This is a genomic window from Nostoc sp. DSM 114161, from assembly GCF_052692665.1.
In genome coordinates, this window is record NZ_CP195141.1 from 4,950,066 (window position 1) to 4,973,536 (window position 23,471).

Here is a 23,471-nt window from a genome sequence, read left to right on the forward strand (position 1 = left end):
ATGGTTAACAACGCAGACTTTTTACAGCCAATTCAAACAGATGAATTTCTGCCACCGATTAGTCGTTGGATTACCTTTGGTGGACTCTTTGTTCTCTGTGTTTTGGGACTAGCGATTCCTGTCGCCACAATCACTAAATATAAGGTGACAGTAAAAGGGCAGGCAGTTGTCCGTCCATCTGGGGAATTGCGAATTGTGCAGGCGGCAACTGAAGGCCAAGTTATGCAGATTCATGTCAAAGAAAATCAAGTTGTTAAAACCGGAGATGCGATCGCCATTATTGACGACTCCCGCTTACAAACTAAAAAAAACCAACTGCAAAGTAATATTCAGCAAGCTAAGTTACAGCTAGTGCAAATCAAGGCTCAAATTCACACTCTTAACAGTCAAATCCGCGCCGAAACTGCTAAAGTTAACCGGACGATCGCTGCTACTGAGGCTGAATTAAGCGATCGCCTGCGCCAATATCGGGATAAAAAAATTACTACTGTGGCTGAATTCCAAGAAGCTCAAGCTAATGTGCAAATTGCTCAACAAGAATTGCAGATTGGCATAACACAGTTAAAAACAGCACAAGCAAATCTCCATTCTACTGAGGCGGCTTGGAATGCAGCCAAGTCAAAGCAAAATCGATATGAGGGTGTAGCCCAAGCAGGAGCATTGTCTAGGGATAAATTAGAGGAAGCGCGGTTAGCTACAAAACAGCAACAACAAGCAGTAGCCGCACAAAAAGCAGTTGTCGAGGCGCAAAAGCAAACAATTGAGCGATTAAAACAAACTGTACATGCAGCGATCGCTAAAAAGCAACGTGCGAAAGCCGCTTTAAATCCCAGTCATGCAGAAGTAGAAATTGCTATTGAGCGGATAGCCCAAGAAGAAGCCGCAGGTGACAGTAACAAAGCAGCTTTAGACAAAGAATTGCAAGGAATTATCAAGCAACGGATTGAAGTAGAAAAACAGCTAGAGCGCGATACTAGCGAACTAAAACAAGTGGAAATTGAACTTCATCACACCACTATTATTGCTACTGCCGATGGTATCATTTCTCAGATAAACTTGCGTAACCCCGGTCAAACTGTGCGTCCTGGCGAAGAAGTCTTGCAGATTGTCCCCAGTGATGCCAAGCAGATTGTCAAGGCAGCAGTGGCATCTGAAGATAAAAATAAGCTCAAAATTGGTCAGCAAGTTCAAATGCGGGTTAGTGCTTGTCCCTACCCAGATTATGGTACTCTCAATGGCAAGGTCGAGGCGATTTCTCCAGATGCCATGACTCCCCCAACAAATAGCACAAATGGATCTTCTCCTTATCCCAATACCACTCCGAAAGCGGCTGTCCCAGGTGCTTTTTATCACGTGACTATTGAGCCGGAAAGTCTGGTTTTAGGTAAAGGCAAAAATCTCTGTCACATTCAATTGGGAATGGAAGGTAGAGTAGATATTATTTCCCGTGAAGAAACGGTACTGCAATTTTTCTTGAGAAAAGCGAGGTTAATTGCAGATGGGTAATTTTATCGTGATTTGACACCAGACAGGGGGCAGACGGACAGAGGAGACAACGGAGATAACCAATGCCCAATGCCCAATGCCCAATGCCCAATAACTAATCCAGCAAATCAGGTTCGTCGCGGACAATCCTTTCGTAAAGTGGCTGGAAGCTAAACCATCCACTATTAGGCGCTCCCACTTGACTGTGTGTTAAACGGGCTGTTTCGTGTTTAATAATATTGGGTCTACCTGCGGCTTGTGCCAAGAGTTGTGCTTGGCACGATCGCTCTAAGCTAATGTACCAAAAAGCAGCTTCATCTACCGTATGTCCCACAGTTAAAATGCCGTGGTTACGTAGAATTATGGCTTTAGTTTCGCCCAAAGTTTCGGCAAGTCGCTTCCCTTCAGATGTATCTAATACGACACCCGTATAATCTTCAAGCAGTGCATGGTCTTCGTAAAAAGCGCAAGAATCTTGAGTCAAGGGATCGAGCAGACGACCCAAACTCGACCAGGCTTTGCCATAAATTGAATGGGCGTGTGCGGCTGCAACTACGTCAGGTCGAGCCTCATGAATTTGAGAATGGATGGCGAAGGCTGCTTGATTGACTTGAGCATCGCCTTTGACCACCTCACCTTCTTTATTAACCAAAATCAGGTCAGAAACTCGAATATGACCGAAGTATACTCCTAATGGATTCACCCAGAAATGGTCTGTAAACTCCGGATCGCGGGCTGTAATATGCCCTGCAATGCCTTCGCTGAAGCCAAAGCGACCAAACAGGCGAAAAGCAGCAGCTAGGCGTTGCTTGCGGTGCAGGCGTTCATCTTCAACTCGCTCGAATATAGGGGGTTGCGGTCTATGAAACTTGGGCATGTTCTTTTTCCTCCTCCTCTTTGCAGGGAGCATTAGAATATCCAGAGCGAAAAGATTTGACGCTGTGAGATTCTGGAATGAATTGGTGACGCCAGATGCAACCAGTATCATTGCCGAGAAGATGGATAGATACAGATTCACTCTCGGATGTGGTTTTGACGGCGTGGATATCGCCATCTGGAGGTAGGAGGCGGTAAATATCCCCCCTTTGAAGCGATCGCACTTCAGTTATTTGTAATTGTGCCTGTCCTTCGGCATTGCCGCTATCTACACGCCGATAGACTGTCTCTTCTTGATTGCCTTTGTATAAACCAATCAATCCCCAAGCCAAATGGTCGTGGACGGGAGTAGTTGAACCTGGGGGTATCACCAAGCTAAAGACTGATAAAGAACGGTCTTTAGCCCGATAAAGTAGCCATTGACCAATACCACCGCCCATTTTGCTTTCGGGGTTGATTTTGGCAAACTTTTCGGGTAACCATTGCTGTTGGGCAAGTAGCTCTTGAAAATAAGGTTCTAATTTAACCTGAGTTCGACGGTTAGAAAAAGCCAAAAAGCTTGCTAGATATAAAGCGCGAGAAACTGGACATAAAAGAGCGATCGCTAAGATTGATTGAGAATGAGTAAAAAAGGCACAAAAAAACGCCGAGACTAAAAATATCTAAGAAAAATGAGTGTCTCGGCTATGTCTACCATTGTATCTCGGCTCGATATTGAACAAATCTTCTGTGACGTAGATGATTTTTGTAAGCAGTGGGAGAACTTGTGGCAACAAGTACCACAGTTACCATCCACAAAGGGAGAGTGTCGCAGTTACTCAAGAATGCATTTATCAGAAGTGATGACAATCGTGATTGCATTTCATGGTAGTGGTTATAAGACTTTCAAGGAGTTCTACACGTTGCACGTACTACAAAGCTGGCGTGGAGCGTTTCCAAATTTGGTCAGTTACACAAGATTTGTGGAACTTATGCCTTGGTGTTTAATGTTGTTGTGTTGTTTTTTGCATACACGGACAGGAGAAATTACAGGGATTAGTTTTATCGATTCTACCCCAATTAATGTTTGTCATAACTGCCGGGCGCATTCTCACAAGGTATTTAAAGGGTTGGTAAAATGGGGCAAAAATTCTGTGGGCTGGCACTTTGGATTTAAACTGCATTTGATTATTAATGATTGTGGAGAATTACTCGCATTTTCACTAACTCCAGCAAATGTGGATGACCGAAAACCAGTCCCAGATATGACTAAAGATTTAATTGGTAAACTCTTTGGTGACAGAGGTTACATCTCTCAAAAATTATTTGAGGAGTTATATGAACGAGGGTTGCAATTAGTCACAAAATCTAAAAAGAAAATGAAAAATCGCTTGGTAAAGCTGATTGATAAAATTCTGTTACGCAAACGTGCTGTGATTGAGTCCGTCAATGACCATCTGAAAAATATATGTCAAATCGAACACTCTCGCCATCGTAGTCCATTTAACTTTTTAGTGAATTTGATGGCTGGTTTAGCTGCTTATACCTATTTACCTAAAAAACCTTCAATTGATATTTACCCAAAAGATTTGCCTGCGCTACCTCCTGCTATTTTTTAGTTCCGTCGAACTCACGTTAATTTAGCTAGCTGTTGTATGCGATTTGTCGTAGTATCAGCAGTAATTTCACGTACTTTTGCTACAAGCGATCGCAACTCTTGGCTGTCAATAAACCATTGGTCTTCGGGCAAAGGTTCTAAAATAGTATCATTCGTCATCTATATTCCTCATTAATCTAAGTAAGTCGGTTTAAATATTCCTCGTAACTTAGTTAATCTTTATTTAAATACTTTCGTTTTATTGTGCCAACCTACTCGCTAAGTTTTTTATCTTTGGCGTAAAACTCCTATTCGATTGCTTCAAAAAACTCTACACAATTTGAAAAAGCTGATTCCCCACTTTCTACTCTCTACTCTCTATTTCCCTTTTAGTTTTGACATTGGGGTGAATTTTGAACCCAAGTTGCTCAAGTTTTAAATGGGAAAACGACTCTTTGAGAATGATAGTAAAAGGATATCGCTGGAATACGGTAGCTTTACCTTGTGACAATAGTAACCTAGCACGGCTAATACGTACCGGGTATAACGGTTGTTGGTTGGAATCGAGAATTAGAACTTTGCTCATGTATTAAATTCCTGACAGATAAAGTTAGTAAGCAAATAAGGGCAAATCAAACTTGATTCATCTCATTGCGATCGTCATAATTAGGACTTACGCACTGAAGCTTGAAACCTCGATCCCCCCTAGCCCCCCTTTTTAAGGGGGGAATTTCTGAAGCCCCCTTAAAAAGGGGGTTGGGGGATCTGAGTGCGTAAGTCCTGAGAATAATAACCGTTGTATTACTCCTTTGATTAAACGCAGGATAATAATGAGAGTGTAGAATCCTACCTAGCACTCTCATCTCTATTGCCCATTCAGGTGTAGTATTAGTTTTAAAGTACGGTAATTCGGTCGATTAAGTGTACAATACTAAAAACAGAAATTATCACATACAAATTCAAAAAGCAAGTACTCTTCTGGTCACCTACTGGACTGACTCGCATTAAGACAAGCTTGCACAAAATCTTCAACTACGTTGTTTACAGAATCTCGTCGCCAAGCCACAGCTAACGCACTGGGGCTGACATCCCGAACTGGGCGGAAAGTTTGTCCAGACAGCGCGTAAACTTGTGTAGTGGTTTCCGACACTAGTGCAATTCCTTGACCATTAATCACTGCTTCCATTGCTTCATTAGTATTATTTACTTCTGTGCCAAAGACGATTGGATGACCGTCACGTTCATTCTTTGCCAGCCAGTGATCTCGCCATATTCCTGCTTGGGCAGGTACTGTAATAAACGGTTCATTAACCAAATCTGCCATCTGCAATACTTCCTGCTGCGCCAGGGGATGGTCAGATGCTAAAGCAACCCATCTTGGTTCAACTAATAAGATTTCAGTGAATAATTTTTCTTGTTTGGGAACTGGTAACCGTAATAGCGCAACATCAGTATTACCAGAGAGGAGTCCAGCAGTAGGATCTGAGAACTCAAAGAAGCGAATCGCTACCCTCCATCCTGGTTGTAGGGCTTGAAACCGTGAAAGGATAGATTTCGTTAATTCGCTACCAATCCTGCAAATAAAACCAACGCGTAATGTCTGCGTTTCCTTTGCTGCTACTTCTCGCAACGTTAACAAGGTAAACTGCCAATCTTGGATTAGCCCTTGGGCTAAAGGCAAGAGTGTTTCACCAGCAGCAGTCAGCTTCACTTCTCGACTATTACGGCGCAGTAGTTCAATACCCAATTCTCGCTCTAGTTGGCGAATTTGCTTAGATAATGCTGGTTGTGAGATATATAATCGCTCAGCAGCACGGGTGAAGTTTAACTCTTGTGCCACCGCAACAAAGTAACGAAGCAAGCGTAAGTCTGCATCCATCCTGTTTGGTAGTTTTTATCTATTCCTTTTGGTTATAGCAGTATATCTTGGACTTTTGAGGCAGTTTGCGATAAAAATTTCTAATGGGCATAGGGCATTGGGCATTGGGTATGGGAAAAGGTGAGCCAGCGCGGTCTTGGGGGTTTCCCCCATGAGCGACTGGCGAACCCCGAAGGGGTTAAAGGGAAAAGGGAAAAGGAATAAATTTAATCTTTCCCGTTTTCCCCGGTTGGTGAGCTTGTCGAACCATACCCCTTTCCCTTTCTCCTTGTCCTCTCCCCATGCCCTATGCCCCATGCCCCATGCCCAACCCTAGCTTATGTTTGTCAATACTTTCATCAGGCGTCCAGTTCTGACGACCGTCTGTACATTCATCATTTTGTTGCTGGGAAGCATTTGTATTCCTATCCTGCCGATTTCTCAGCTACCAGATCTCGCTCCGGTGCAAATCACTGTTAGTTCTAACAATATTGGTGCGGATGCTCAAACAACAGAAAGCACTGTTACTAATATTATTGAACGACAAATTAATGGTGTTAAAAATGTATCTTACATATCTTCTAATACAGGTAATGATGGCTCAAGCAATATAACTGTTTCTTTTCCAACTAGTGTTAATAGCGATATTGCCCAAGTAAACGTTCAAAATAAAGAAGCTCTCTCTGAACCTCAATTGCCGAGTAGCGTTCAACAAACAGGCGTCACAATTGAAACGGCATCAAGTAGTTTGCTTCTCGTCTATGGGTTCTACTCAGAGAATAATGAATATGACAACATTTTTATTAGTAATTATGTTGATTTATTCGTTCTGGATCAAATTAAACGCATTCCTGGTGTAGGAAGCTCCAGGATTTTTGGAGAACGCAAATATGCGATGCGTCTTTGGCTCGATCCCAACAAGCTTGCTCAACATCAGTTAACTCCTCAAGATGTGACAACTGCCCTGCAAGAACAAAATATTCAGGTGGGTGCAGGAGCAATTGGTAAGGAACCAGCACCAGATAATCAAAGCTTTGAATTTGCTTTACGGGCAACCAGTCGATTCAAAGATGCGGCTGAATTTGGGGAGATGGTGTTAAAGGTGGCTCAACCCGGTACCACTAACACTAACACCTTAGTTAAAGTCAAAGATGTCGGTCGAGTTGAACTAGGGGCAGAGAGTTATCTTGCTGATGCCAGATTCACCATTCCGGGAAATGCTTCTAAGCCGGCTGTGGGTTTAGGGATATATCAACTTCCAGGTAGTAATGCCTTGCAAGTTGCCCATGCTGTGGAAGAGCAAATCGAAACCCTAGCCAAGAATTTTCCCCCAGGACTGAAAGCGCAGTTAGCATTTGATACCACTCCATTTGTGGAAATTTCCTTAGAAGAGGTACTACACACGCTGGTTGAGGCGATCGCACTGGTGGTGTTAGTAATTTTTGTTTTTTTGCAAGACTGGCGCACCACAATCATTCCCACCGTTGCGATCCCTGTGTCCTTGATTGGGACATGTGCGGCTCTTTTGGTTTTAGGGTTTCAAATTAATACACTGACATTATTTGGTTTTGTGCTGGCGATCGGTATTGTCGTCGATGATGCAATCATTGTGGTGGAAGCCGTTGCGGTCAAACTGGAACAGGGGATGAAGCCGTTTCAGGCAGCCGTGGAAGCCATGAAGGAGTTGACCGGGGCAATCATCGCCACTTCACTTGTACTGATGGCGGTATTCATTCCCGTTGCATTCATTCCCGGCACCACTGGGATTGTTTACAAACAGTTTGCGTTAACCATTGCTTGTTCGATCGCCATTTCGACTTTCAATGCCTTAACCTTCTCTCCGAGTATGGCAGCGATCCTCATGCGCCCAGCCCAGACTCCACGCGGCCCTTTGGGCTGGTTTTTTACGCAGTTTAATCGGGGATTTAGCTGGTTCACGCGCCGATACGTCAGGTTTGTAAGCTTCCTTACCCATATTAAAGTGGTTGTAATTGGAGTTTTCATTGCTGGTTTATTGGCAACGGGTTTCATGTACACAACAGTGCCTACCGGATTTATTCCAGAGGAAGACCAAGGCTACTTTTTTGTAATTGTCCAGGGGCCTGACGGAGTTTCTTTGAAATACACAGAATCGGTGATGGAAAAGGTTGTCAAGGAAGTTACGGCACTTCCAGAAGTCAGAGCTAGTTTTATGATTAGTGGCTTTGGTTTCGATGGCAATGCTTCTAATTTAGGCATCGCCTTTGCGAACCTGAAACCTTGGAAAGAAAGAACCGAACAATCTCAATCTGTTTATGGCATACTTCAGAGACTGAACAAAAAGCTGGCTGTTATTACCGAAGCTAGAGCGATCGCTGTGAATGCTCCACCTGTGAGAGGGTTAAGTACTACGGGTGGTTTTGAGTTTATCATTCAAGACCGCACCGGCAGTGCGCCGATTGAAAGTCTGGTTGAAACCACTCAAAAGTTCATTGCCGCAGCAAATAAAAAACCAGTTCTGCAACGAGTCTTCACTCAGTTCACCGCAAACACTCCGCAATTTGACATCCAGGTAAACCGCAATCAAGCCAAAGCTCTCAATGTCGAGATTAATGATGTCTTTGGGGCATTGCAATCTTACTTGGGATCGCAATATGTGAATAACTTCGTGCAAGGACAGCGACAGTACCGTGTATATGTCCAAGCAGATGGGGTGTACCGTGCAAATCCTAATGATATTAACAAGTTGTATGTTCGCTCAACAACTGGGGCGATGATTCCTTTGGGCAGTTTGGTAAAAGTTACTCCCTTTGTGGGGCCAAAAACAATCTCCCATTACAACTTATATCGCTCAATCAAAGTTCAAGGCGCTCCCGCTCCTGGTGCGAGTTCCGGACAGGCGATTAAAGCGATGGAAGAAGTCGCGGCAGAGGTGTTACCCCAAGGATTTGGTTACGAGTGGACAGGGACTTATTTGCAAGAGAAGACATCTGGAGGAGCCACTGGGCTGATTTTTGCTTTAGCGATCGTTATTGTCTTTTTGGTGCTGGCGGCTCAATATGAAAGCTACATCGACCCAATTATTATTTTGCTGACAGTTCCCCTAGCGGTTTTAGGAGCAATGACAGCGATTTGGTTGCGATCGAATATTTTCATGGCGGGTAGCCTGTTTCCAAAAGTAGTAGATGATATTTATTGCCAAGTAGGTCTGGTGACTTTGATTGGTCTAGCCGCGAAAAACGCGATATTAGTTGTGGAATTTGCCAACCAACTGCACGAGCAGGGCATGAGCTACACGCGGGCAGCGGTGAAAGCCGGACAAGAACGTTTGCGACCGATTTTAATGACTTCCTTTGCAGCACTGTTAGGATTTTTGCCCTTGGTGATTTCTGAAGGCGCTGGAGCAAGTAGCCGTTGGTCTTTAGGCACAGCACTGTTTGGGGGGCTGCTGCTTTCGACGTTCTTGAGTTTGTTCTTAGTCCCAATTCTCTACATTCTGGTTAAGACCTTGGCTGGGGCTATATTGCCTCGTCAGCGACGGGGAGGCTCAAATCCTCCAGATTCTCCAAATGGAACTTCGGAATCTGGCCATGTAGCTCTGCCTGCTGGCTCAAGTCAACAGCAGGATGGAAGAATTGCTTAATGGGCATGGGGCAAACAGGAGGTGTGGGAGGTGTGGGAGGATGGGGAAGAAATCTTTCTCCCCTCTCTCCCCACACTCCCCACACTTCCTTGTCTCCCCTGCCTCCCCTGCCTCCCCCCATCTCCCTTCTAAATCTGATAAGTCTCCCTGATTGCCTCTTCTATTGAACCTAAACGATGAAACTTTTCTATTAATTCATGGGACTTTGTTTTTCGGTTGGCAAGCAGCTTTTTTAATGGTGTTAAAAAATGAATATCTGGATCGTCTCCTAATGCAATTTCAGCTGCTTGCAAAACTTTTGTTGCATTGCTAAAAATATCCTCATTGCCAAAGCCTTTTTTTGCAGACATTTGGTGCAAAGCTGCATCGGGTACTGTTGCTCTACCAAGTAAGGTTTTATCTAACACCAACCCTTTCAATAATGCCAGTAAAGCTGCATAAATCGAGAAATCATCACAACTGTCACAAGACTTAAATTCAATGCGACCTATTTCAGCTGGAATGCGGGCGATTTTTGTTAAGGAAGGTTTACTATTAATCAGTTGTTCCTGTTTCTCAACAAAAACTAGAGCTGCTGGTCTTTTTCCTGTTCGGATAAACGTCCTTACTGATAGCCCATCCCATAAAGCTCCATTATAAAAAGGGGAGCTATAAGTAAAAGGGACAATGTAGGGACTGTAATAAGTTAATTTTCTGCCAATATCAATTAGTTCTTCACTAGACAAATCTGCTAGTGAAATATTTAAATCTGGGCCGTATGTAACCATGTGAATATTAGCAGTTTGTTCGTCAGGTTCAGCCTCTAACTGTTTGATTTCATAATCATTTAATGGGGGTTGAGGTACAAAAATCGGATTGTATGGATTAAAACTGACTAAAACTGGTGAGAAACTAAAATTAGCAGCAACCTCACGTAGTAAGTGAAAACTTTCTGACAATTCAGTAACAGCGCCATGAATATCAGGATGTATAGTTGTTCTAATTTCAATACCTTTAGAATGACAGTCTATCACGCGATCGCAATCTGCAAATCTTTCAAATCCCTCGATGTACCATCTCTTTTTTTTAATACCCGCATCACCGACGCGCAGCTGAGGATAATCGCTGGCGTATATAGGTAGCTTTTCAATTATTTGATTGAAATCAGCAAATTTGGTATGGGAAAAATCAGCAAACTTTCCTTCTTTGTTTAAGAAAGCGACTTCATGTTCAATGCCAAAAAGAAACATTATGTAAACCTTAATTAATGATAATTAACATCAACAAAACCGCGATTAATTGACACTGTTCGCTTTGATTAAAAAACTGTCGTCCAATAACTACAAAGTCTGGTGAGTCAATGGAAAATCTCGAATGACACCCAAGTTAACTTTGGTTTTACTCATGGATACTCGATTAGACGCATTAATTTCTCCTTGCGGGATAATTAAAAATTTTTCTCAAGAGGATTATGAGATAGATTTTATATCAAGTCCGGTGATTATATGGCAAAAGTTTTCAAACAGGAGAGTGACACAAGCTGTTTACGGAGGCGCTCACTTCCGTTATCGATGGAACAAACAAGTCAAATCCTCTTCCCTTCTGCCTTCTGCCTTGTTTCTTAGGAGAGTGTTAGATGTCCAGACGCGATATACCGCGTCTTTAAAAATGCGTTTCTGCTGCGATCGCTCGTAAATCTATATAAATACAAAACCTTTGTTATAAAGAAAAATTCTGTTTAATACTCTAAATAAGAATGTTCGCCTAGATCAATGCAATAGTTACACGTGTTGAAAAAATTACCAATACATACTTTAAACGAATCGCACAATCGCACACGAAAAAATTCCATATAATTCTCCCGTGAAGGCTGGTTATATGAGAAAATTCAGTAGAATACCCAAACAAGGGGGTAAAAAACAAGTTTTCCGTATATTAAGACAGAATTTCGTTGCAATGCTTAACATATTAGGATTGAAAGAAGATTATACGTAAATCCGTATACTAAATAATTAGCCACTTTCTGAATGAAATGCTTCAGAATGTCAGTGACCACAAGAATTTGATTTATATCAGGACTTACGCACAGGCTATGGAAAATCGTAGACGCAAAGCGGCTTCCCGCAGGATACCACAGAGGCGCAGAGGTCACAAAGAAATAAGAGTTTGAGAGGTTTTTTGCGTAAGTCCTACTATATGTAGGTATGTAGGTAGGAACTTCTTTTTGAAGGAAATGTTGATTTTCTAAATCAATCTTTGCTCGTCCTCGCCAAGACGTAGCGCAACGGGAGAAACAACCAATGGCAACAACGAACGAAGGAGTCAGAGTCTTCAGGCGGGTCGTGACCGGTCACGACCAAGACGGGCGTGCTATCATCCTGTCCGACGCGCCACCCAATCGAGTGCAACAGGTCGGTGGACCAGGCGGCCCGACCTTCTTCGAGGTGTGGAATACCCGCGAGATACCGGTTGCGATCGATCGGCAGTCCGGCGAACCTGCGGAGAGCGGCCTGGTGTTGGCACCTCCGAAAGGCGGTACCAGAATTCGCGTGATGGACTTTCCGCCAGAAGGCGACGCAATTCGAGCGCTGACAACAGCCGAGGCCGCCGAGAAATTCAGCGAGATGGGCGGAGCAGAGGCGGCACGGTCGAGTACTGACGCGCCGCATCCCTTGATGCACCGCACTCAGACCCTCGACTACGCAATCGTGCTGGAGGGTGAGCTGACGTTGGTGGTGGATCGTGGCGAAACGACCGTCCGAGCCGGTGATATTATCATCCAGCGCGGAACCAACCATGCCTGGGCGAATAGGTCTGACAAGAACTGCCGCGTCGCCTTTGTCCTAATCGATGGTCAGTTCGTCGATGGATTGTAAATCTTGAACCTGAGGAGACATCCATGCGCCTTCCACCGCTGGCCCCAGAAACCTTGAGCCCCGAACTCCGTAAAGTACACGACGAGATCGCCGCTGTTGTTGCACGCACGCAGCAGAGAATCGTCATTCTCAACGCCCAGAATGCATTGATCGGCCCTTTTCCAGCCATGCTGCACTTTCCTCAGTTCGGCGTTCCGGCCCTGATATTTCAGAGGTCTTTGTCCTCCGAAGCACGCCTGCCAAAGACGGTGCGTGAGGTGGCAATTCTGACGGTTGGTGCAGCCTTCGGGGCACGCTACGAACTCTACGCTCATGAGATCACCGCAGCGGAAGTCGGGCTATCACACTCCCAGATTGCGACACTTGCGGCGGGCAATTGTCCTTCCGAATTGAATGAGGAGGAAGCCATCGCCCACGATGTTGCCCGCGTGCTGACCAGCGGTCACATCCTGCCAGCCTCGACGTATGCGCGTGCCCTCGAAGTACTCGGACAAGACGGCGTTGGCGAACTCGTGTTTCTCATTGGCGGCTACTGTCTCATTGCGATGCTACTAAATGCCTTCGATGTACCAGTGCCTGACGCCGATGCCTGACGCCTCACAAAAGCCGTGTCCGGGGGCGGCTAATTAAGTTAACGCTTCAAAACCGTGCTTGAAGGGTAACTGTGGGAGTGCGATCGCCCCCAAGCGAGAGGACTATTTATTTAAATGATAAAGTAAGTTGATTTACAAGCCGCTACTGCACCCACTATCCTCACAGCCACCAGGTAGGGTAGCTTAGTAGTGACTAAGGAAAGCGTGAAGCGTAAGTTTATGACAAGTACTGTTCAATCCCCCTACAGCAGCGAACAAATTGCCGCTTGGTTGCGTGGACTGCTGACTATTGCTTGGGCTGATGGTAATTATGACGAACACGAGCAAGAAATAATTGCCACCATTACTAAAGATCAATTAGCTCCTAAGATTCAATGGGAGGATTCGCCAGAGATCATTTCCGCTGATGAACTAGCCGCAGCGTTAGGCAAAGGTACGCCAGCAGCGGAAAATTTCTTGCGGACAGCGGTGATGGTAGCGATCGCAGATGGTACTTATTCTCCCAGCGAAGATGAGGTTCTGCAACAGTTCTGCCAAGCCTTAGAACAACCACAGGATATACTCGAAGCCCTCCGCCACACCCTAGAACATCCAGAGCAAATTACCCCCATTATCCCCGCAACTGGACTTACAAAACGTCAAATTGATGCACTACACCCTTTGCGCGAGTGGCTCGATGGACTAGATATCCAAGACCCAAGAGTAGCCCGTTTTTTGTGTAAAATGATTCCCTCCCAGTGTCCATTTGAGCGTGATGTCACCCTATTTGGACGCAAAATTGTGCATATACCACCGATGTGTAAAATTAATCCTTTGTATGAACAACTGGTGGGCTTACGTTTCCGTGCCCTCTGCTACTTGGCTGATAAATGCGGTGAAGATGTTTCGCCATATATTTAGTCATTAGTTATTAGTCATTGGTCATTAGTTAGGCAGCATAATGTCAAGTAAGAGGTTCCAAGAATTACGAGTTTATCAATTAGCAGAAAGATTAGCTGACGACATCTGGAAAATTGTTAATGGATGGAAGTCATTACCGCAAGATACAGTAGGTAAATAGATTATCCTTTCAGCGGATAGCATTGGTGCCAACATAGCAGAAGGAATGGGACGAGGGAGTTATCAAGAGAATCGGCGATTCGTCACAATAGCGAGGGGGTCTTTATATGAAACTCAACACTGGCTAAGACGAGCATATAGCCGTAACCTATTAACAGATCGACAGGTAGACGCACTCAAACTAATCATTAATGACCTTGCACCCCAATTAAACGCATATCTAAAGTCAATTGGCAATATTCCAAATAGCCAATGACCAATGACCAATGACCAATGACTAATGACTAATTATGCAATTTATTGACCAAGCAGAAATTGAAGTTGCAGCTGGCAAAGGCGGCGACGGTATTGTCGCCTTCCGGCGGGAGAAATATGTACCAGCTGGTGGTCCCTCTGGTGGTAACGGAGGACGGGGTGGTTCGGTGATTTTCGTTGCTGATGAAAACCTACAAACCCTCCTGGATTTCAGATATAATCATCGCTTTCAAGCTGAAAACGGTGGTCGTGGAGGCCCGAATAATCGTACTGGGGCAAATGGCAAAGATTTGATAATTGAAGTTCCCTGCGGTACTGCTGTTTATGATGCTGAAACTGGCGAATTAGTGGGGGATTTAATTGAGCCTCACCAGACTTTACACGTTGCCCAAGGCGGTAAAGGTGGACTGGGAAATCAGCATTTTTTGAGCAACCGTAACCGCGCCCCAGAATACGCTCTCCCAGGATTACCAGGGGAAATCAAGCAGTTGCGCCTAGAGTTAAAACTTTTGGCAGAAGTCGGGATTATTGGCTTACCAAATGCTGGTAAATCTACTTTAATTTCATCTTTATCAGCTGCACGCCCAAAAATCGCAGACTACCCCTTCACCACTTTGATCCCCAATTTGGGTGTAGTGCGAAAACCCACTGGCGATGGTACTGTTTTCGCTGACATACCCGGACTAATTGAAGGAGCTGCCGAAGGAGCTGGACTAGGACATGATTTTTTACGTCATATCGAGCGCACGCGGGTGCTACTCCACTTGATTGATGCCACTAGCGATGATGTGATTAGTGACTATAACACCATTCAGCAAGAATTAAAAGCTTATGGAAGAGGTTTAGCAGAGCGATCGCAAATTTTGGCGTTAAATAAAATTGATGCAGTCGATCGCGAAACTGTAGATTTAGAAGCATTAGCTACCCAACTAAATCATCTCTCCTACGCCCCAGTTTTTCTGATTTCAGCAGTTACCCGCACCGGCTTAGAGCCAATGTTACAGCAAATCTGGGAAATTCTCGACCAAATTAAGCCCGCTGAAGAATTATTACGATAATTATTAGTAATTAGGTCATTAGTCATTAGTCATTAGTCCTTTGTCTAAAACTAATTACCAATGTCCCATGCCCTATACTTCTCTGCGAGAGGCTGCGCCAACGGCTACACTCTCCCAAGGCTTATTACAAGTGCCCCATGCCCTATGCCCTATGCCCAAGATTAGAAATTATTTTGATATATGCTGGTTCAAGGGTATCTTAATTACAAATTCAGCACCTTTTCCTAGCTGCGAAATACATTCTAAGGAACCACTATGTCTTTCTGTAATGATTTGGTAGCTGATGGCAAGTCCCATTCCCGTACCTTTGCCGATGGGCTTGGTAGTGAAAAATGGATCGAAAATCTGTTTTTGCACATCCTCTCGTATTCCCAATCCGTTGTCAGCAATTCTAATTGTTATTTGATTTCGCTCCGAGAGTTGGGTACGAATACGAATCTTGGGTATTAGGTATGGGGCATTGGAAGTGTGGGAAGTTTTTTCATTATCTCCCCGCACTTCCCATATTTCCCCATCTTCCTCATTTCCCCACTCTGCACTCCCGACTCCCTGTTCCAAAACATCGATCGCATTTGTCAAAATATTCAAAAATACTTGGTTTAGCTGCCCAGCGTAACATTCAACTAAAGGTAGTTTGTCGTATTCTTTAATTACCTCAATTTTTGGACGTTGGTCGTTAGCTTTGAAGCGGTTTTGCAAAATCATCAAAGTACTATCGATTCCTTCATGGATATCAACTGCTTTCATTTCGGCTTCATCTAAGCGGGAAAAAGTTCGTAGGGAAAGCACAATATCTCGAATGCGGTCTGCCCCAACTTTCATGGAGTTAAATATTTGTGGCAAATCTAATTTTAAAAAGTCTAGTTCGATGAATTCTACAAAATCCTGAATTTCTCGCACAGGTTTGGGATAGTGTTTTTGGTATAGTTGCAAAAGTAAAAGTAAATCTTCCATGTATTGATTTGCTGGGCTGAGGTTACCATAAACAAAATTCACTGGGTTGTTAATTTCGTGCGCCACTCCTGCAACTAATTGACCCAAGCTAGACATCTTTTCACTTTGAACTAACTGAATTTGGGTGCGTTGAAGTTTGTCGAGTGCTTGTTGAAGTTCTTGAGTTTGTCGTCGCAGTTGTTCTTGGGACTTCAGTAAAGCTTCCTTCGCTCGTTGGCGTTCTGTGATATCCAGCACCATTGAAGCAACACCAATTACCTGACCATTAGGATCTACTAAAAGATTGTTATACCATTCACAGACTATCGTTTTACCATCTTTCGTGACGTTCTCGTTAGTACTAAAATTGCCTCCTTGTTGTGTTAACAAGGTAGTAGCAATCCGATCGATGTGTTTTCTGACATTTTCAGGAATTATAATCTCAAAAGAATTTCCCAGCATTTCCTTTGTGCTATATCCAAATATTTTTTCTGCTGCGCGATTCCATGTTTGAATCTCAAAATTGGTATTCCATTCAATAATGGCTAAAGGTGTTTGTTCAACCAGCAAGGCCAGTCTTCGCTGTGAAGCTTTGAGTTGTGCTTCTGCTTGTCTATATTCGGTAACGTCACGAAAATACCAAATCCTGCCGTAACAGTCTTCTACCCCTTGCTTGCTACCGACTGGGGCTGAATAGCGGTCAAAAATTTTTCCAGACTTGAGGAAAATTTCATCGCGGCTAGTTTGTTGGGGATGTTGGTAAAGATACTCCACTTTAGACAAGAATTCCTCTGGATCGACTAATTGGTCGAGTACCCATCCCAGGAGTTGGCGATCGTCGTTTGTTTGGATCGTTTGTGGCGGAATTTGCCATAATTGACAAAATTTCTGATTGTATGATGCTATTTGGCGATTTTCATCAACAATTAGAATTGCGTCGATGGAAGCTTCTTGTTGAGCTTGCAGCACAGCATTGGTGCGGTGTAAATTTTGTTCTGTTTGCTCGCATTCAAGGAGTACGGTTTGCTGTTGGCTATCCTTGACTAAGTAATTATCTGCTAAATCCTGGTAACGCTGACGTTCTGATTTTGCTGTTTGATAAGCGATCGCTAGTTCTTTGTTTTCTTGGCGCACTTCTTCTAAGCCTTTCCGAAGTGCCCCATTGATTTGTATTATTTCTGTTATTTCAGTAATTTTACTAACTTTACTACTGACACTCAAAAGTTTATCGGCTTGTTCGTGTGAAATCAGATCGCGAATACCACCTAGCAAAAATTTATTACCAACTTCATCTTCAAAACAAGATTTTTTTGTACAAACCGCATGAGCTATACCCTGAGCATCAGTCAAAATATCCAGGTTTTCATCAAGAATATTTGTAGTGAAAATTAGCTCGTCTTTTTCCCAAAAAATATCAGCTTCTGGTTGAGGAAAAAAATCATAATCAGACTTGCCAATTAATTCTTCTCGGCTATGACCCACGAAATTACAGTAGCTATCGTTAACTAATACCCAGCGATGTTGACGGTCTTTGACAAAAATCGGGTCAGATATACTATTAATCATCTGACACAGAAACAGGGAGGAAAATTTTTGTTGGTAAGGGCTTTGTTTTGGCGAGGGAATATCTAAGAATCTGGGATGGTTCATACCCGAATTTATATTTAAAATCAAGCTCAACAACAGCTATTTAACTAGGCGTTTGTTAGCATAACTAAGATTTATTATTCCCAGATTTAATACAATTGCAACAACTAAAAATAAGCCAAAATTTAAAATTTAGAAGTTATAATTGGTGAATACCACATCACAAAGCGAAAAGCGAATACATAAGGCTTTGTTAGCTTTTAACTTTTGAAGCTAGATATTTATGTAATAAATGGCACAAATAGAACATAAAAATATTCTTTCCTACTCCTTTCTCTCTCTTTTGAAGACAGAGAGCTTGAAACCCATAATTACCGTAAAATGCAGATTAATTTTAATAAAATTTAATACTTATTGAAATATTTTCTTAAATAATTTTGATGACTACCAATATCTGCGGAAAACTTTACCAAGTAAAGACACCAAGCGCAGGCATTTATCCGTATTTATCCGCATTAATATGCTTGCTGTAGCGCGGTTGTGTTGTATAACATAATTGATACAAAAGCTTAAACCCTTGCTTAAGGATAAAAAAACGGCGTTAAACTAGAACAACAGGGCAATAATTACAGGAAAAATATGATGAGCGATCGCGACTATACACTAATAATTGATAAAAGTGGCAGTATGTCTACACCCGACCAAGTTGGTGGTAGAAGTAGATGGGAAATAGCCCAAGAATCTACACTCGCTTTGGCAAGAAAGGCAGAACAGTTTGACCCAGATGGTATTACTGTTTATGTATTTTCTGGAAAATTTAAACGCTACGATGAAGTAACTTCAGCCAAAGTCGCACAAATATTTCTAGAAAACGATCCTGCTGGTACAACCAACTTAGCAGGTGTACTCCAAGATGCAATCAATAATTACTTTCAACGCAAAGCTGCTGGTCAAACCAAGCCAAACGGAGAAACAATTTTAGTGATTACTGATGGCGAACCAGACGATCGCAAAGCTGTGTTTGAAGTTATCATCCATGCTACTCGGCAAATGGAGCGTGATGAAGAATTGGCAATTTCGATTATTCAAGTAGGTTCAGACGCCCAAGCAACTAAGTTTTTGAAAGCTTTAGATGACCAGCTGCAAAGTGTTGGTGCTAAATTTGATATTTGCGATACAGTCACTTTAGACGACCTAGAAGAAATGAGTCTTGTAGATGTACTAACCAACGCCATAACTGACTGATAAAGCCTAAATTTATCAGCTTTATCTAATAAATCATCAACAATTTTTGGAGATATTATCTATCCTCAAAAATTGATTCCTAATATAGAACTTTGACTAAATATTTGGGGAAGTTATAAATGCTAGAAAATCGAGATTATACCTTAATTATTGACAAAAGTGGCAGTATGGCCACTCCAGATCAAAAAGGTGGCAGAACCAGATGGGTAACAGCACAAGAATCTACTTTAGCTTTAGCTAGTAAATGCGAACAATTTGACCCAGACGGTATCACGGTTTATGTCTTTTCTGGAAAATTTAAGCGTTATGAAAATGTGACATCCGGCAAAGTAGCACAAATTTTTCGAGAAAACGATCCCTCTGGTACAACTGACTTAGCTGGTGTCTTGAAACATGCAACTGATGATTACTTCCAACGCAAAGGAGCCGGTCAAACTAAGCCAAATGGCGAAACAATTTTAGTGGTTACTGATGGCGAACCAGACGATCGCAAAGCAGTAATGAAGGTGATTATTGAAGCTTCTCGCCGCATGGATAGAGATGAAGAATTAGGCATTTCTTTCATTCAAGTTGGTACAGACCAGCAAGCTACCCGTTTTCTCAAAGTTTTAGACGACGAACTCCAAAGCGCGGGTGCAAAATTTGATATCTGCGACACAATTACTATGGAAGATATGGAAGATTTGAGTTTATCAGAAGTGCTACTCAATGCCATTAATGACTAGGAATAGAGGAATAGGCAAAAGGCAAAAGGCAAAAAAAGAATAGTTAGATAGCAAGCTTTTTAACCATTTCTATTTTTGTAGCCTTTTGAAAAAATTGCCAGTATAGAATCTTGACTTTCGCTTTCGCTTTATAGGACTTATAAAAATGGATTCTATTGATAAGCTGTTAGCTGAACTGAAAACTGAATACAAAGAAGAACAACCCAAACAGCAGCCGCCAAAATCAACTCCGGCCAAATCTTTTATTCCAGTATCACCAAAATCAGCATCTTTCATGGATGATATTTTGGCAGAAATTAAGTCTGATTTTGCAGAAAAAGATGCTGCTGAGGAATTAAAAAGACAGCAAGAACTACAACAGGAACAAATTCGCCAAGAACAACTCAAAGCTAAACAACTAGAGGCTTTGAAACTGCAAGCAAAAGAATGGTTAGCGAAAATAGATCCATTGTCGCCTGAAGGACTTTGGTTTGAAAGATTTGCTGAAAGTTATCCGTCAAAATTAGAAGCAGCGATTGAATATTTACGAAATAACGAATAACGCCTAACAACTTAATATTGATGGCGATCGTTTCGACCAAAATGTTGAACAGCCCATTCATGCATAGCGTAGAGAATTGGTTGCAAAGTTTCTCCTAAAGGCGTAAGTGAATATTCCACCTTTGGGGGAATTTGGGGATAAACTTCTCGATGAATAATACCGTCTTCCTCCATTTCTCTAAGTTGCTGAGTCAGCATCTTTTGGGTTATTCCAGGTAAAGTCCGTTGCAACTGGCCAAATCGTTTGACGCCAGTCATTAACTCTCTAATAATCAAAACCTTCCAGCGTCCGCCAATTACCTTGAGTGTAGTTTCTACTTCACAAGTCAGCCTGGTATAGTTGTCTGCTTCAGCTTTCATAGAAATTTTAGTGGAAATTTACTTCCAAATCAGTATTATTATATTCTGCCAATGCTAGTTAAACCTGAGTCTACTGTACGGGACTTTCAGCCGTATCAGTACCCTTGTGGAGAGGGAACTCAGATCTTGCACCTACTCAATTTTCCGCCAAGAAATAAATTATCCACTCTTGTGGGGTGGGCGTCTCGCCCGCCCGTTCATAGGGGCGGACAAGATGTCCACCCCACAAGAAAAGTTGTATATTTTTTTATTTGGAAGTCCCTAAATTTCTTGGCTCAAAGCGGAGCTAAGCTAAAGCTTACTAAATATAAATTTCAGTCCGTTTTAACGGACTTTAGCTATAAGCCTTGAACTTAAGTTCAAGGCGTACTCAGGGACAGATGCAAGATCTGATGAAACAGAATTGAGGCAATAGCCAACGGTGAAGTACGATTAACCAAACCATGTTGTCGCGACGGGCTAAGGCTACACAACTAGTAATGAAATTACTTATGAATAGTTATTACATTGTGATTTAAATTACTTTCTAAGCTGTAACTCAAAGTGGTAAAAGAATTGTTGTTGAATGATTTTCTCTATCCAAGAGTCCAGCAAAAGTTAATTTTTTTACTGCTTAAGAAACTTTCATGCTCAAACAGATATCTGCAATCATCACAGTCTTGATTTTAATAGGGTTTGCATCTACATCTCAAGCTGCAATTCCTCGTTCAGCGTGGGTGGAAAATGAAATTTACCAATACAACCATCCGTTTGCTTCTCAATTGCCCCAAGAACTGGCAACGAAAATGCAAAAAATGACAGCTAGCCCTTTTGCGTTTTATCGAGGAACGGCTCACATCTTTTATCGTGATATGCAAACTTTACCAGGTTCAGGATTTGTGAATTCTCCAACATCAGCCATTTGGTTAGAGGGAGACATGCACATGCAGAATCTTGGAGGAATGAGAGATAGCAACGATAATAACGTCTTTGATACCACTGACTTTGATGAAGGTTATCTTGGCCCCTACGTTTGGGATTTGCGACGTATGGCAGTCTCTATCCTCTTAGCAGCTAAAGAAAACGGTTTTAGCTCCGGTGATGCTCAAGATATTGTGCGAAATTTCCTCGATGCTTACCTCAACAAAATGAGCGACTTTAAAGGTACTAATGACGAGCTATCATACCGCTTAGAAGAGAGCAATACCAACGGTGTGGTTAAGGATTTGATTCAAAAGGCAGCAGGTAAGAACCGTTCTAGTTTACTAAATAAGTACACACTGTTAAATAGCACTAGCGATCGCATTTTCCAAACAACTTCGGAACTTCAGCCTGTATCTAGCAGCACCTATTCAAATATCGCTACTGCCATCAGCAGCTATATTGCTTCAATTCCCAGCAGCAAACGCTACAGCAATAGTTACTACACCTTAAAAGATATTCGCCTCAAATTAGGTTCTGGTACTGGTAGCCTTGGTAAATATCGCTATTACTTACTTATTGAAGGGCCAAGTTCAGCAACCGATGATGACCGGATTTTGGAGATGAAGCAACAAAGCACTAGCGCCGTGGCGATCGCATCTCCAGGTCTGTTGCCGAGTTCAGTTTACAATAATCATGAAGGAACGAGGGTGACAATTGCCACTAAAGCGATGCTTGCTAATACTGACCCTTTAGTTGGCTACACCACTGTTAGCAGCATTCCCTTTATGGTGCATGAAAAATCACCCTACGAAGTAGATTTTGATTATACGTTGCTAACCACTAAGTCAAAGTTCATGGATGCGATGGCCTATGTAGGTAAAGCGGTTGCCAAAAATCATGCCATCTCAGATAAAGACTACGATGCTGCGATTGTTGCCGCAAGCGTTGACAAGGAAGTAACTGATATCACTAGCGGTTACAAAGGTGTATTTAAAGATGAGATCGTTAACTTTGCTTTAGACTATGCAAATCAAGTCGAGTACGACTATGCGAGTTTTAAAGACGCCTACAATCGAGGAGTAACGCTCTACTAAACTTTAGAACTCTTGCAAAACTGCTTTTTATAAGAGGTGGGAAAAGGGACTCATGTTAAAGGGGAAAGGGAAAATACCAAACCTTTCCCCCTTCCCCTTTTTCCGACTTCTGCAAGAAGTCTTTTGGTTTTGTGCCTGGGAGATGGGGAGCGTCTTTTGTTTTGCTTTGGTTGCAAAATTTGAAGTTACAGCCCCATCTTCAAAGATTGTGGCAATTTGGCACAACTTGTCTGTGTTTTGCAGTTTAAATGAGATATCAACAGAACGCAACAGCCAAAAGGTTACACGAGGAATGGTTTACTCCATACCTCAGTAGCTCCACAAATTGCCAGTTGTTGACCCAACGCTGTAAACATCCTCAGCAGACAACTTACAGCACTCGGTCATCGCTTCGTTACAACTGGCTAGTAATTTACTAGAAAATACATAGCAGGAAACAGGCAACAGACTTAAAAGTCTGTTGCCTGTTTCCTGCTATAACTAAGATACTTTTGGTTGCTGCCATAGGATAAGTTTTAATTCAGAACAGTTGTAAGCTCCATTACTAATTTGGTGTTCGTGGTCGGTTATCCAATCATAAATTTGTGCAGCTTTTGTTAATGCCGCTTTTTCTGAACGATAAAGCCGAGGAGTAGGGCAGTAAGCTTGGCCATTGATGTGTATAGCTGCAATCTGCCAATAGTCGCTGCCTTCACCCTCTGGTACAACGTCCAAAAACCCGTTACTGTAAGGCTGGATTATTCCTATGTTCATCTATAACCATCAAACTTGAAAACAAACGCCATAACAAAACTGATACCAGCCATTCAACCAAGAAAAAGCTGGAATCACTAGGGAATACAGTAGC

22 protein-coding genes are annotated in these 23,471 nt (G+C 42.6%); 13 read left to right on the forward strand and 9 right to left on the reverse strand.

Annotation, left to right across the window (positions count from 1 at the left end; genetic code table 11):
• A complete protein-coding gene (locus NSTC745_RS21175) occupies nt 1–1,506 on the forward strand; it encodes an HlyD family secretion protein (RefSeq protein WP_445632699.1) in 1,506 nt (501 codons plus the stop codon).
• Nucleotides 1,507–1,600: 94 nt separating this feature from the next.
• Here NSTC745_RS21175 and NSTC745_RS21180 read toward each other — a convergent pair whose 3' ends face one another.
• Both NSTC745_RS21180 and NSTC745_RS21185 read right to left on the reverse strand, forming a co-directional pair.
• On the reverse strand, nt 1,601–2,362 hold the full coding sequence (locus tag NSTC745_RS21180) for a class II aldolase/adducin family protein (RefSeq protein ID WP_445632700.1): 762 nt from the start codon (nt 2,360–2,362) through the stop codon (nt 1,601–1,603).
• Nucleotides 2,346–2,915: a cysteine dioxygenase family protein gene (locus NSTC745_RS21185; protein WP_445632701.1), complete on the reverse strand. Its 570-nt coding sequence runs from the start codon at nt 2,913–2,915 to the stop codon at nt 2,346–2,348. Before NSTC745_RS21185 ends, NSTC745_RS21180 begins: the two co-directional genes overlap by 17 nt.
• A 132-nt stretch (nt 2,916–3,047) precedes the next feature.
• Between NSTC745_RS21185 and NSTC745_RS21190 the strand changes: the two genes are divergently transcribed.
• Complete coding sequence (locus tag NSTC745_RS21190) at nt 3,048–3,959, forward strand: IS982 family transposase (RefSeq protein WP_445632702.1); 912 nt, start codon at nt 3,048–3,050, stop codon at nt 3,957–3,959.
• Nucleotides 3,960–3,970: 11 nt separating this feature from the next.
• Here the strand turns inward: NSTC745_RS21190 and NSTC745_RS21195 are convergent, their stop codons facing one another.
• The 3 genes from NSTC745_RS21195 to NSTC745_RS21205 all read right to left on the reverse strand — a co-directional run bounded on the left by NSTC745_RS21195 (nt 3,971) and on the right by NSTC745_RS21205 (nt 5,816).
• Nucleotides 3,971–4,117, reverse strand: a complete 147-nt coding sequence (locus NSTC745_RS21195; protein ID WP_445632703.1) for a hypothetical protein — start codon at nt 4,115–4,117, stop codon at nt 3,971–3,973.
• A gap of 184 nt (nt 4,118–4,301) precedes the next feature.
• Nucleotides 4,302–4,523: an RRXRR domain-containing protein gene (locus NSTC745_RS21200; protein ID WP_445632704.1), complete on the reverse strand. Its 222-nt coding sequence runs from the start codon at nt 4,521–4,523 to the stop codon at nt 4,302–4,304.
• Between the two features lie 396 nt (nt 4,524–4,919).
• The gene (locus NSTC745_RS21205) at nt 4,920–5,816 is read right to left on the reverse strand and encodes a LysR family transcriptional regulator (RefSeq protein WP_445632705.1); all 897 of its coding nucleotides are present in this window, start codon (nt 5,814–5,816) and stop codon (nt 4,920–4,922) included.
• A 319-nt stretch (nt 5,817–6,135) separates the two neighbouring features.
• On the opposite strand from NSTC745_RS21205, the gene NSTC745_RS21210 reads away from it, so the two are divergent.
• Nucleotides 6,136–9,417, forward strand: a complete 3,282-nt coding sequence (locus NSTC745_RS21210; RefSeq protein WP_445632706.1) for an efflux RND transporter permease subunit — start codon at nt 6,136–6,138, stop codon at nt 9,415–9,417.
• Between the two features lie 128 nt (nt 9,418–9,545).
• On the opposite strand, the gene NSTC745_RS21215 is transcribed toward NSTC745_RS21210, so the two are convergent.
• Nucleotides 9,546–10,646, reverse strand: coding sequence for a glutamate--cysteine ligase (locus tag NSTC745_RS21215; protein ID WP_445632707.1), 1,101 nt, complete (start codon nt 10,644–10,646; stop codon nt 9,546–9,548).
• A gap of 124 nt (nt 10,647–10,770) precedes the next feature.
• Here NSTC745_RS21215 and NSTC745_RS21220 point away from each other — a divergent pair, with 124 nt between their 5' ends.
• From NSTC745_RS21220 to obgE, 6 genes are all read left to right on the forward strand, one after another.
• Nucleotides 10,771–11,091 carry a hypothetical protein gene (locus NSTC745_RS21220; protein WP_445632708.1) on the forward strand — a complete coding sequence of 107 codons (321 nt, stop codon included), beginning with the start codon at nt 10,771–10,773 and terminating at the stop codon, nt 11,089–11,091.
• Between the two features lie 605 nt (nt 11,092–11,696).
• Nucleotides 11,697–12,272 carry a cupin domain-containing protein gene (locus tag NSTC745_RS21225; RefSeq protein WP_445632709.1) on the forward strand — a complete coding sequence of 192 codons (576 nt, stop codon included), beginning with the start codon at nt 11,697–11,699 and terminating at the stop codon, nt 12,270–12,272.
• Between the two features lie 23 nt (nt 12,273–12,295).
• Nucleotides 12,296–12,865 carry a carboxymuconolactone decarboxylase family protein gene (locus tag NSTC745_RS21230; protein WP_445632710.1) on the forward strand — a complete coding sequence of 190 codons (570 nt, stop codon included), beginning with the start codon at nt 12,296–12,298 and terminating at the stop codon, nt 12,863–12,865.
• A gap of 219 nt (nt 12,866–13,084) precedes the next feature.
• Complete coding sequence (locus NSTC745_RS21235) at nt 13,085–13,765, forward strand: Mo-dependent nitrogenase C-terminal domain-containing protein (protein WP_445632711.1); 681 nt, start codon at nt 13,085–13,087, stop codon at nt 13,763–13,765.
• A gap of 163 nt (nt 13,766–13,928) precedes the next feature.
• On the forward strand, nt 13,929–14,180 hold the full coding sequence (locus tag NSTC745_RS21240; protein ID WP_445638652.1) for a four helix bundle protein: 252 nt from the start codon (nt 13,929–13,931) through the stop codon (nt 14,178–14,180).
• A 34-nt stretch (nt 14,181–14,214) separates the two neighbouring features.
• Nucleotides 14,215–15,237: a GTPase ObgE gene (gene obgE, locus NSTC745_RS21245; RefSeq protein ID WP_445632712.1), complete on the forward strand. Its 1,023-nt coding sequence runs from the start codon at nt 14,215–14,217 to the stop codon at nt 15,235–15,237.
• A 168-nt stretch (nt 15,238–15,405) separates the two neighbouring features.
• Here the strand turns inward: obgE and NSTC745_RS21250 are convergent, their stop codons facing one another.
• A complete protein-coding gene (locus tag NSTC745_RS21250; RefSeq protein WP_445632713.1) occupies nt 15,406–17,820 on the reverse strand; it encodes a PAS domain S-box protein in 2,415 nt (804 codons plus the stop codon).
• 576 nt (nt 17,821–18,396) lie between these two features.
• On the opposite strand from NSTC745_RS21250, the gene NSTC745_RS21255 reads away from it, so the two are divergent.
• From NSTC745_RS21255 to NSTC745_RS21265, 3 genes are all read left to right on the forward strand, one after another.
• Complete coding sequence (locus NSTC745_RS21255; protein ID WP_096538523.1) at nt 18,397–19,002, forward strand: vWA domain-containing protein; 606 nt, start codon at nt 18,397–18,399, stop codon at nt 19,000–19,002.
• Nucleotides 19,003–19,121: 119 nt separating this feature from the next.
• Entirely contained in the window at nt 19,122–19,727 is a 606-nt protein-coding gene (locus NSTC745_RS21260) for a vWA domain-containing protein (protein ID WP_445632714.1), read from the forward strand.
• Between the two features lie 145 nt (nt 19,728–19,872).
• Nucleotides 19,873–20,268, forward strand: coding sequence for a salt stress protein, Slr1339 family (locus NSTC745_RS21265; protein ID WP_445632715.1), 396 nt, complete (start codon nt 19,873–19,875; stop codon nt 20,266–20,268).
• Between the two features lie 11 nt (nt 20,269–20,279).
• Here the strand turns inward: NSTC745_RS21265 and NSTC745_RS21270 are convergent, their stop codons facing one another.
• A complete protein-coding gene (locus tag NSTC745_RS21270; protein ID WP_096538526.1) occupies nt 20,280–20,627 on the reverse strand; it encodes a winged helix-turn-helix transcriptional regulator in 348 nt (115 codons plus the stop codon).
• Between the two features lie 626 nt (nt 20,628–21,253).
• On the opposite strand from NSTC745_RS21270, the gene NSTC745_RS21275 reads away from it, so the two are divergent.
• Nucleotides 21,254–22,624 carry a DUF2252 domain-containing protein gene (locus tag NSTC745_RS21275; RefSeq protein WP_445632716.1) on the forward strand — a complete coding sequence of 457 codons (1,371 nt, stop codon included), beginning with the start codon at nt 21,254–21,256 and terminating at the stop codon, nt 22,622–22,624.
• A 480-nt stretch (nt 22,625–23,104) separates the two neighbouring features.
• On the opposite strand, the gene NSTC745_RS21280 is transcribed toward NSTC745_RS21275, so the two are convergent.
• Nucleotides 23,105–23,377, reverse strand: coding sequence for a hypothetical protein (locus tag NSTC745_RS21280; protein ID WP_445632717.1), 273 nt, complete (start codon nt 23,375–23,377; stop codon nt 23,105–23,107).
• Nucleotides 23,378–23,471 lie beyond the last annotated feature (94 nt).

Coding starts and splice junctions, on each gene's coding strand:
- NSTC745_RS21175 (WP_445632699.1), top strand. CDS start 1: ATGGTTAACAACGCAGACTTTTTACAGCCAATTCAAACAGATGAATTT.
- NSTC745_RS21180 (WP_445632700.1), bottom strand. CDS start 2,362: ATGCCCAAGTTTCATAGACCGCAACCCCCTATATTCGAGCGAGTTGAA.
- NSTC745_RS21190 (WP_445632702.1), top strand. CDS start 3,048: ATGTCTACCATTGTATCTCGGCTCGATATTGAACAAATCTTCTGTGAC.
- NSTC745_RS21195 (WP_445632703.1), bottom strand. CDS start 4,117: ATGACGAATGATACTATTTTAGAACCTTTGCCCGAAGACCAATGGTTT.
- NSTC745_RS21200 (WP_445632704.1), bottom strand. CDS start 4,523: ATGAGCAAAGTTCTAATTCTCGATTCCAACCAACAACCGTTATACCCG.
- NSTC745_RS21205 (WP_445632705.1), bottom strand. CDS start 5,816: ATGGATGCAGACTTACGCTTGCTTCGTTACTTTGTTGCGGTGGCACAA.
- NSTC745_RS21210 (WP_445632706.1), top strand. CDS start 6,136: ATGTTTGTCAATACTTTCATCAGGCGTCCAGTTCTGACGACCGTCTGT.
- NSTC745_RS21215 (WP_445632707.1), bottom strand. CDS start 10,646: ATGTTTCTTTTTGGCATTGAACATGAAGTCGCTTTCTTAAACAAAGAA.
- NSTC745_RS21220 (WP_445632708.1), top strand. CDS start 10,771: ATGACACCCAAGTTAACTTTGGTTTTACTCATGGATACTCGATTAGAC.
- NSTC745_RS21225 (WP_445632709.1), top strand. CDS start 11,697: ATGGCAACAACGAACGAAGGAGTCAGAGTCTTCAGGCGGGTCGTGACC.
- NSTC745_RS21230 (WP_445632710.1), top strand. CDS start 12,296: ATGCGCCTTCCACCGCTGGCCCCAGAAACCTTGAGCCCCGAACTCCGT.
- NSTC745_RS21235 (WP_445632711.1), top strand. CDS start 13,085: ATGACAAGTACTGTTCAATCCCCCTACAGCAGCGAACAAATTGCCGCT.
- obgE (WP_445632712.1), top strand. CDS start 14,215: ATGCAATTTATTGACCAAGCAGAAATTGAAGTTGCAGCTGGCAAAGGC.
- NSTC745_RS21250 (WP_445632713.1), bottom strand. CDS start 17,820: ATGAACCATCCCAGATTCTTAGATATTCCCTCGCCAAAACAAAGCCCT.
- NSTC745_RS21255 (WP_096538523.1), top strand. CDS start 18,397: ATGATGAGCGATCGCGACTATACACTAATAATTGATAAAAGTGGCAGT.
- NSTC745_RS21260 (WP_445632714.1), top strand. CDS start 19,122: ATGCTAGAAAATCGAGATTATACCTTAATTATTGACAAAAGTGGCAGT.
- NSTC745_RS21265 (WP_445632715.1), top strand. CDS start 19,873: ATGGATTCTATTGATAAGCTGTTAGCTGAACTGAAAACTGAATACAAA.
- NSTC745_RS21270 (WP_096538526.1), bottom strand. CDS start 20,627: ATGAAAGCTGAAGCAGACAACTATACCAGGCTGACTTGTGAAGTAGAA.
- NSTC745_RS21275 (WP_445632716.1), top strand. CDS start 21,254: ATGCTCAAACAGATATCTGCAATCATCACAGTCTTGATTTTAATAGGG.
- NSTC745_RS21280 (WP_445632717.1), bottom strand. CDS start 23,377: ATGAACATAGGAATAATCCAGCCTTACAGTAACGGGTTTTTGGACGTT.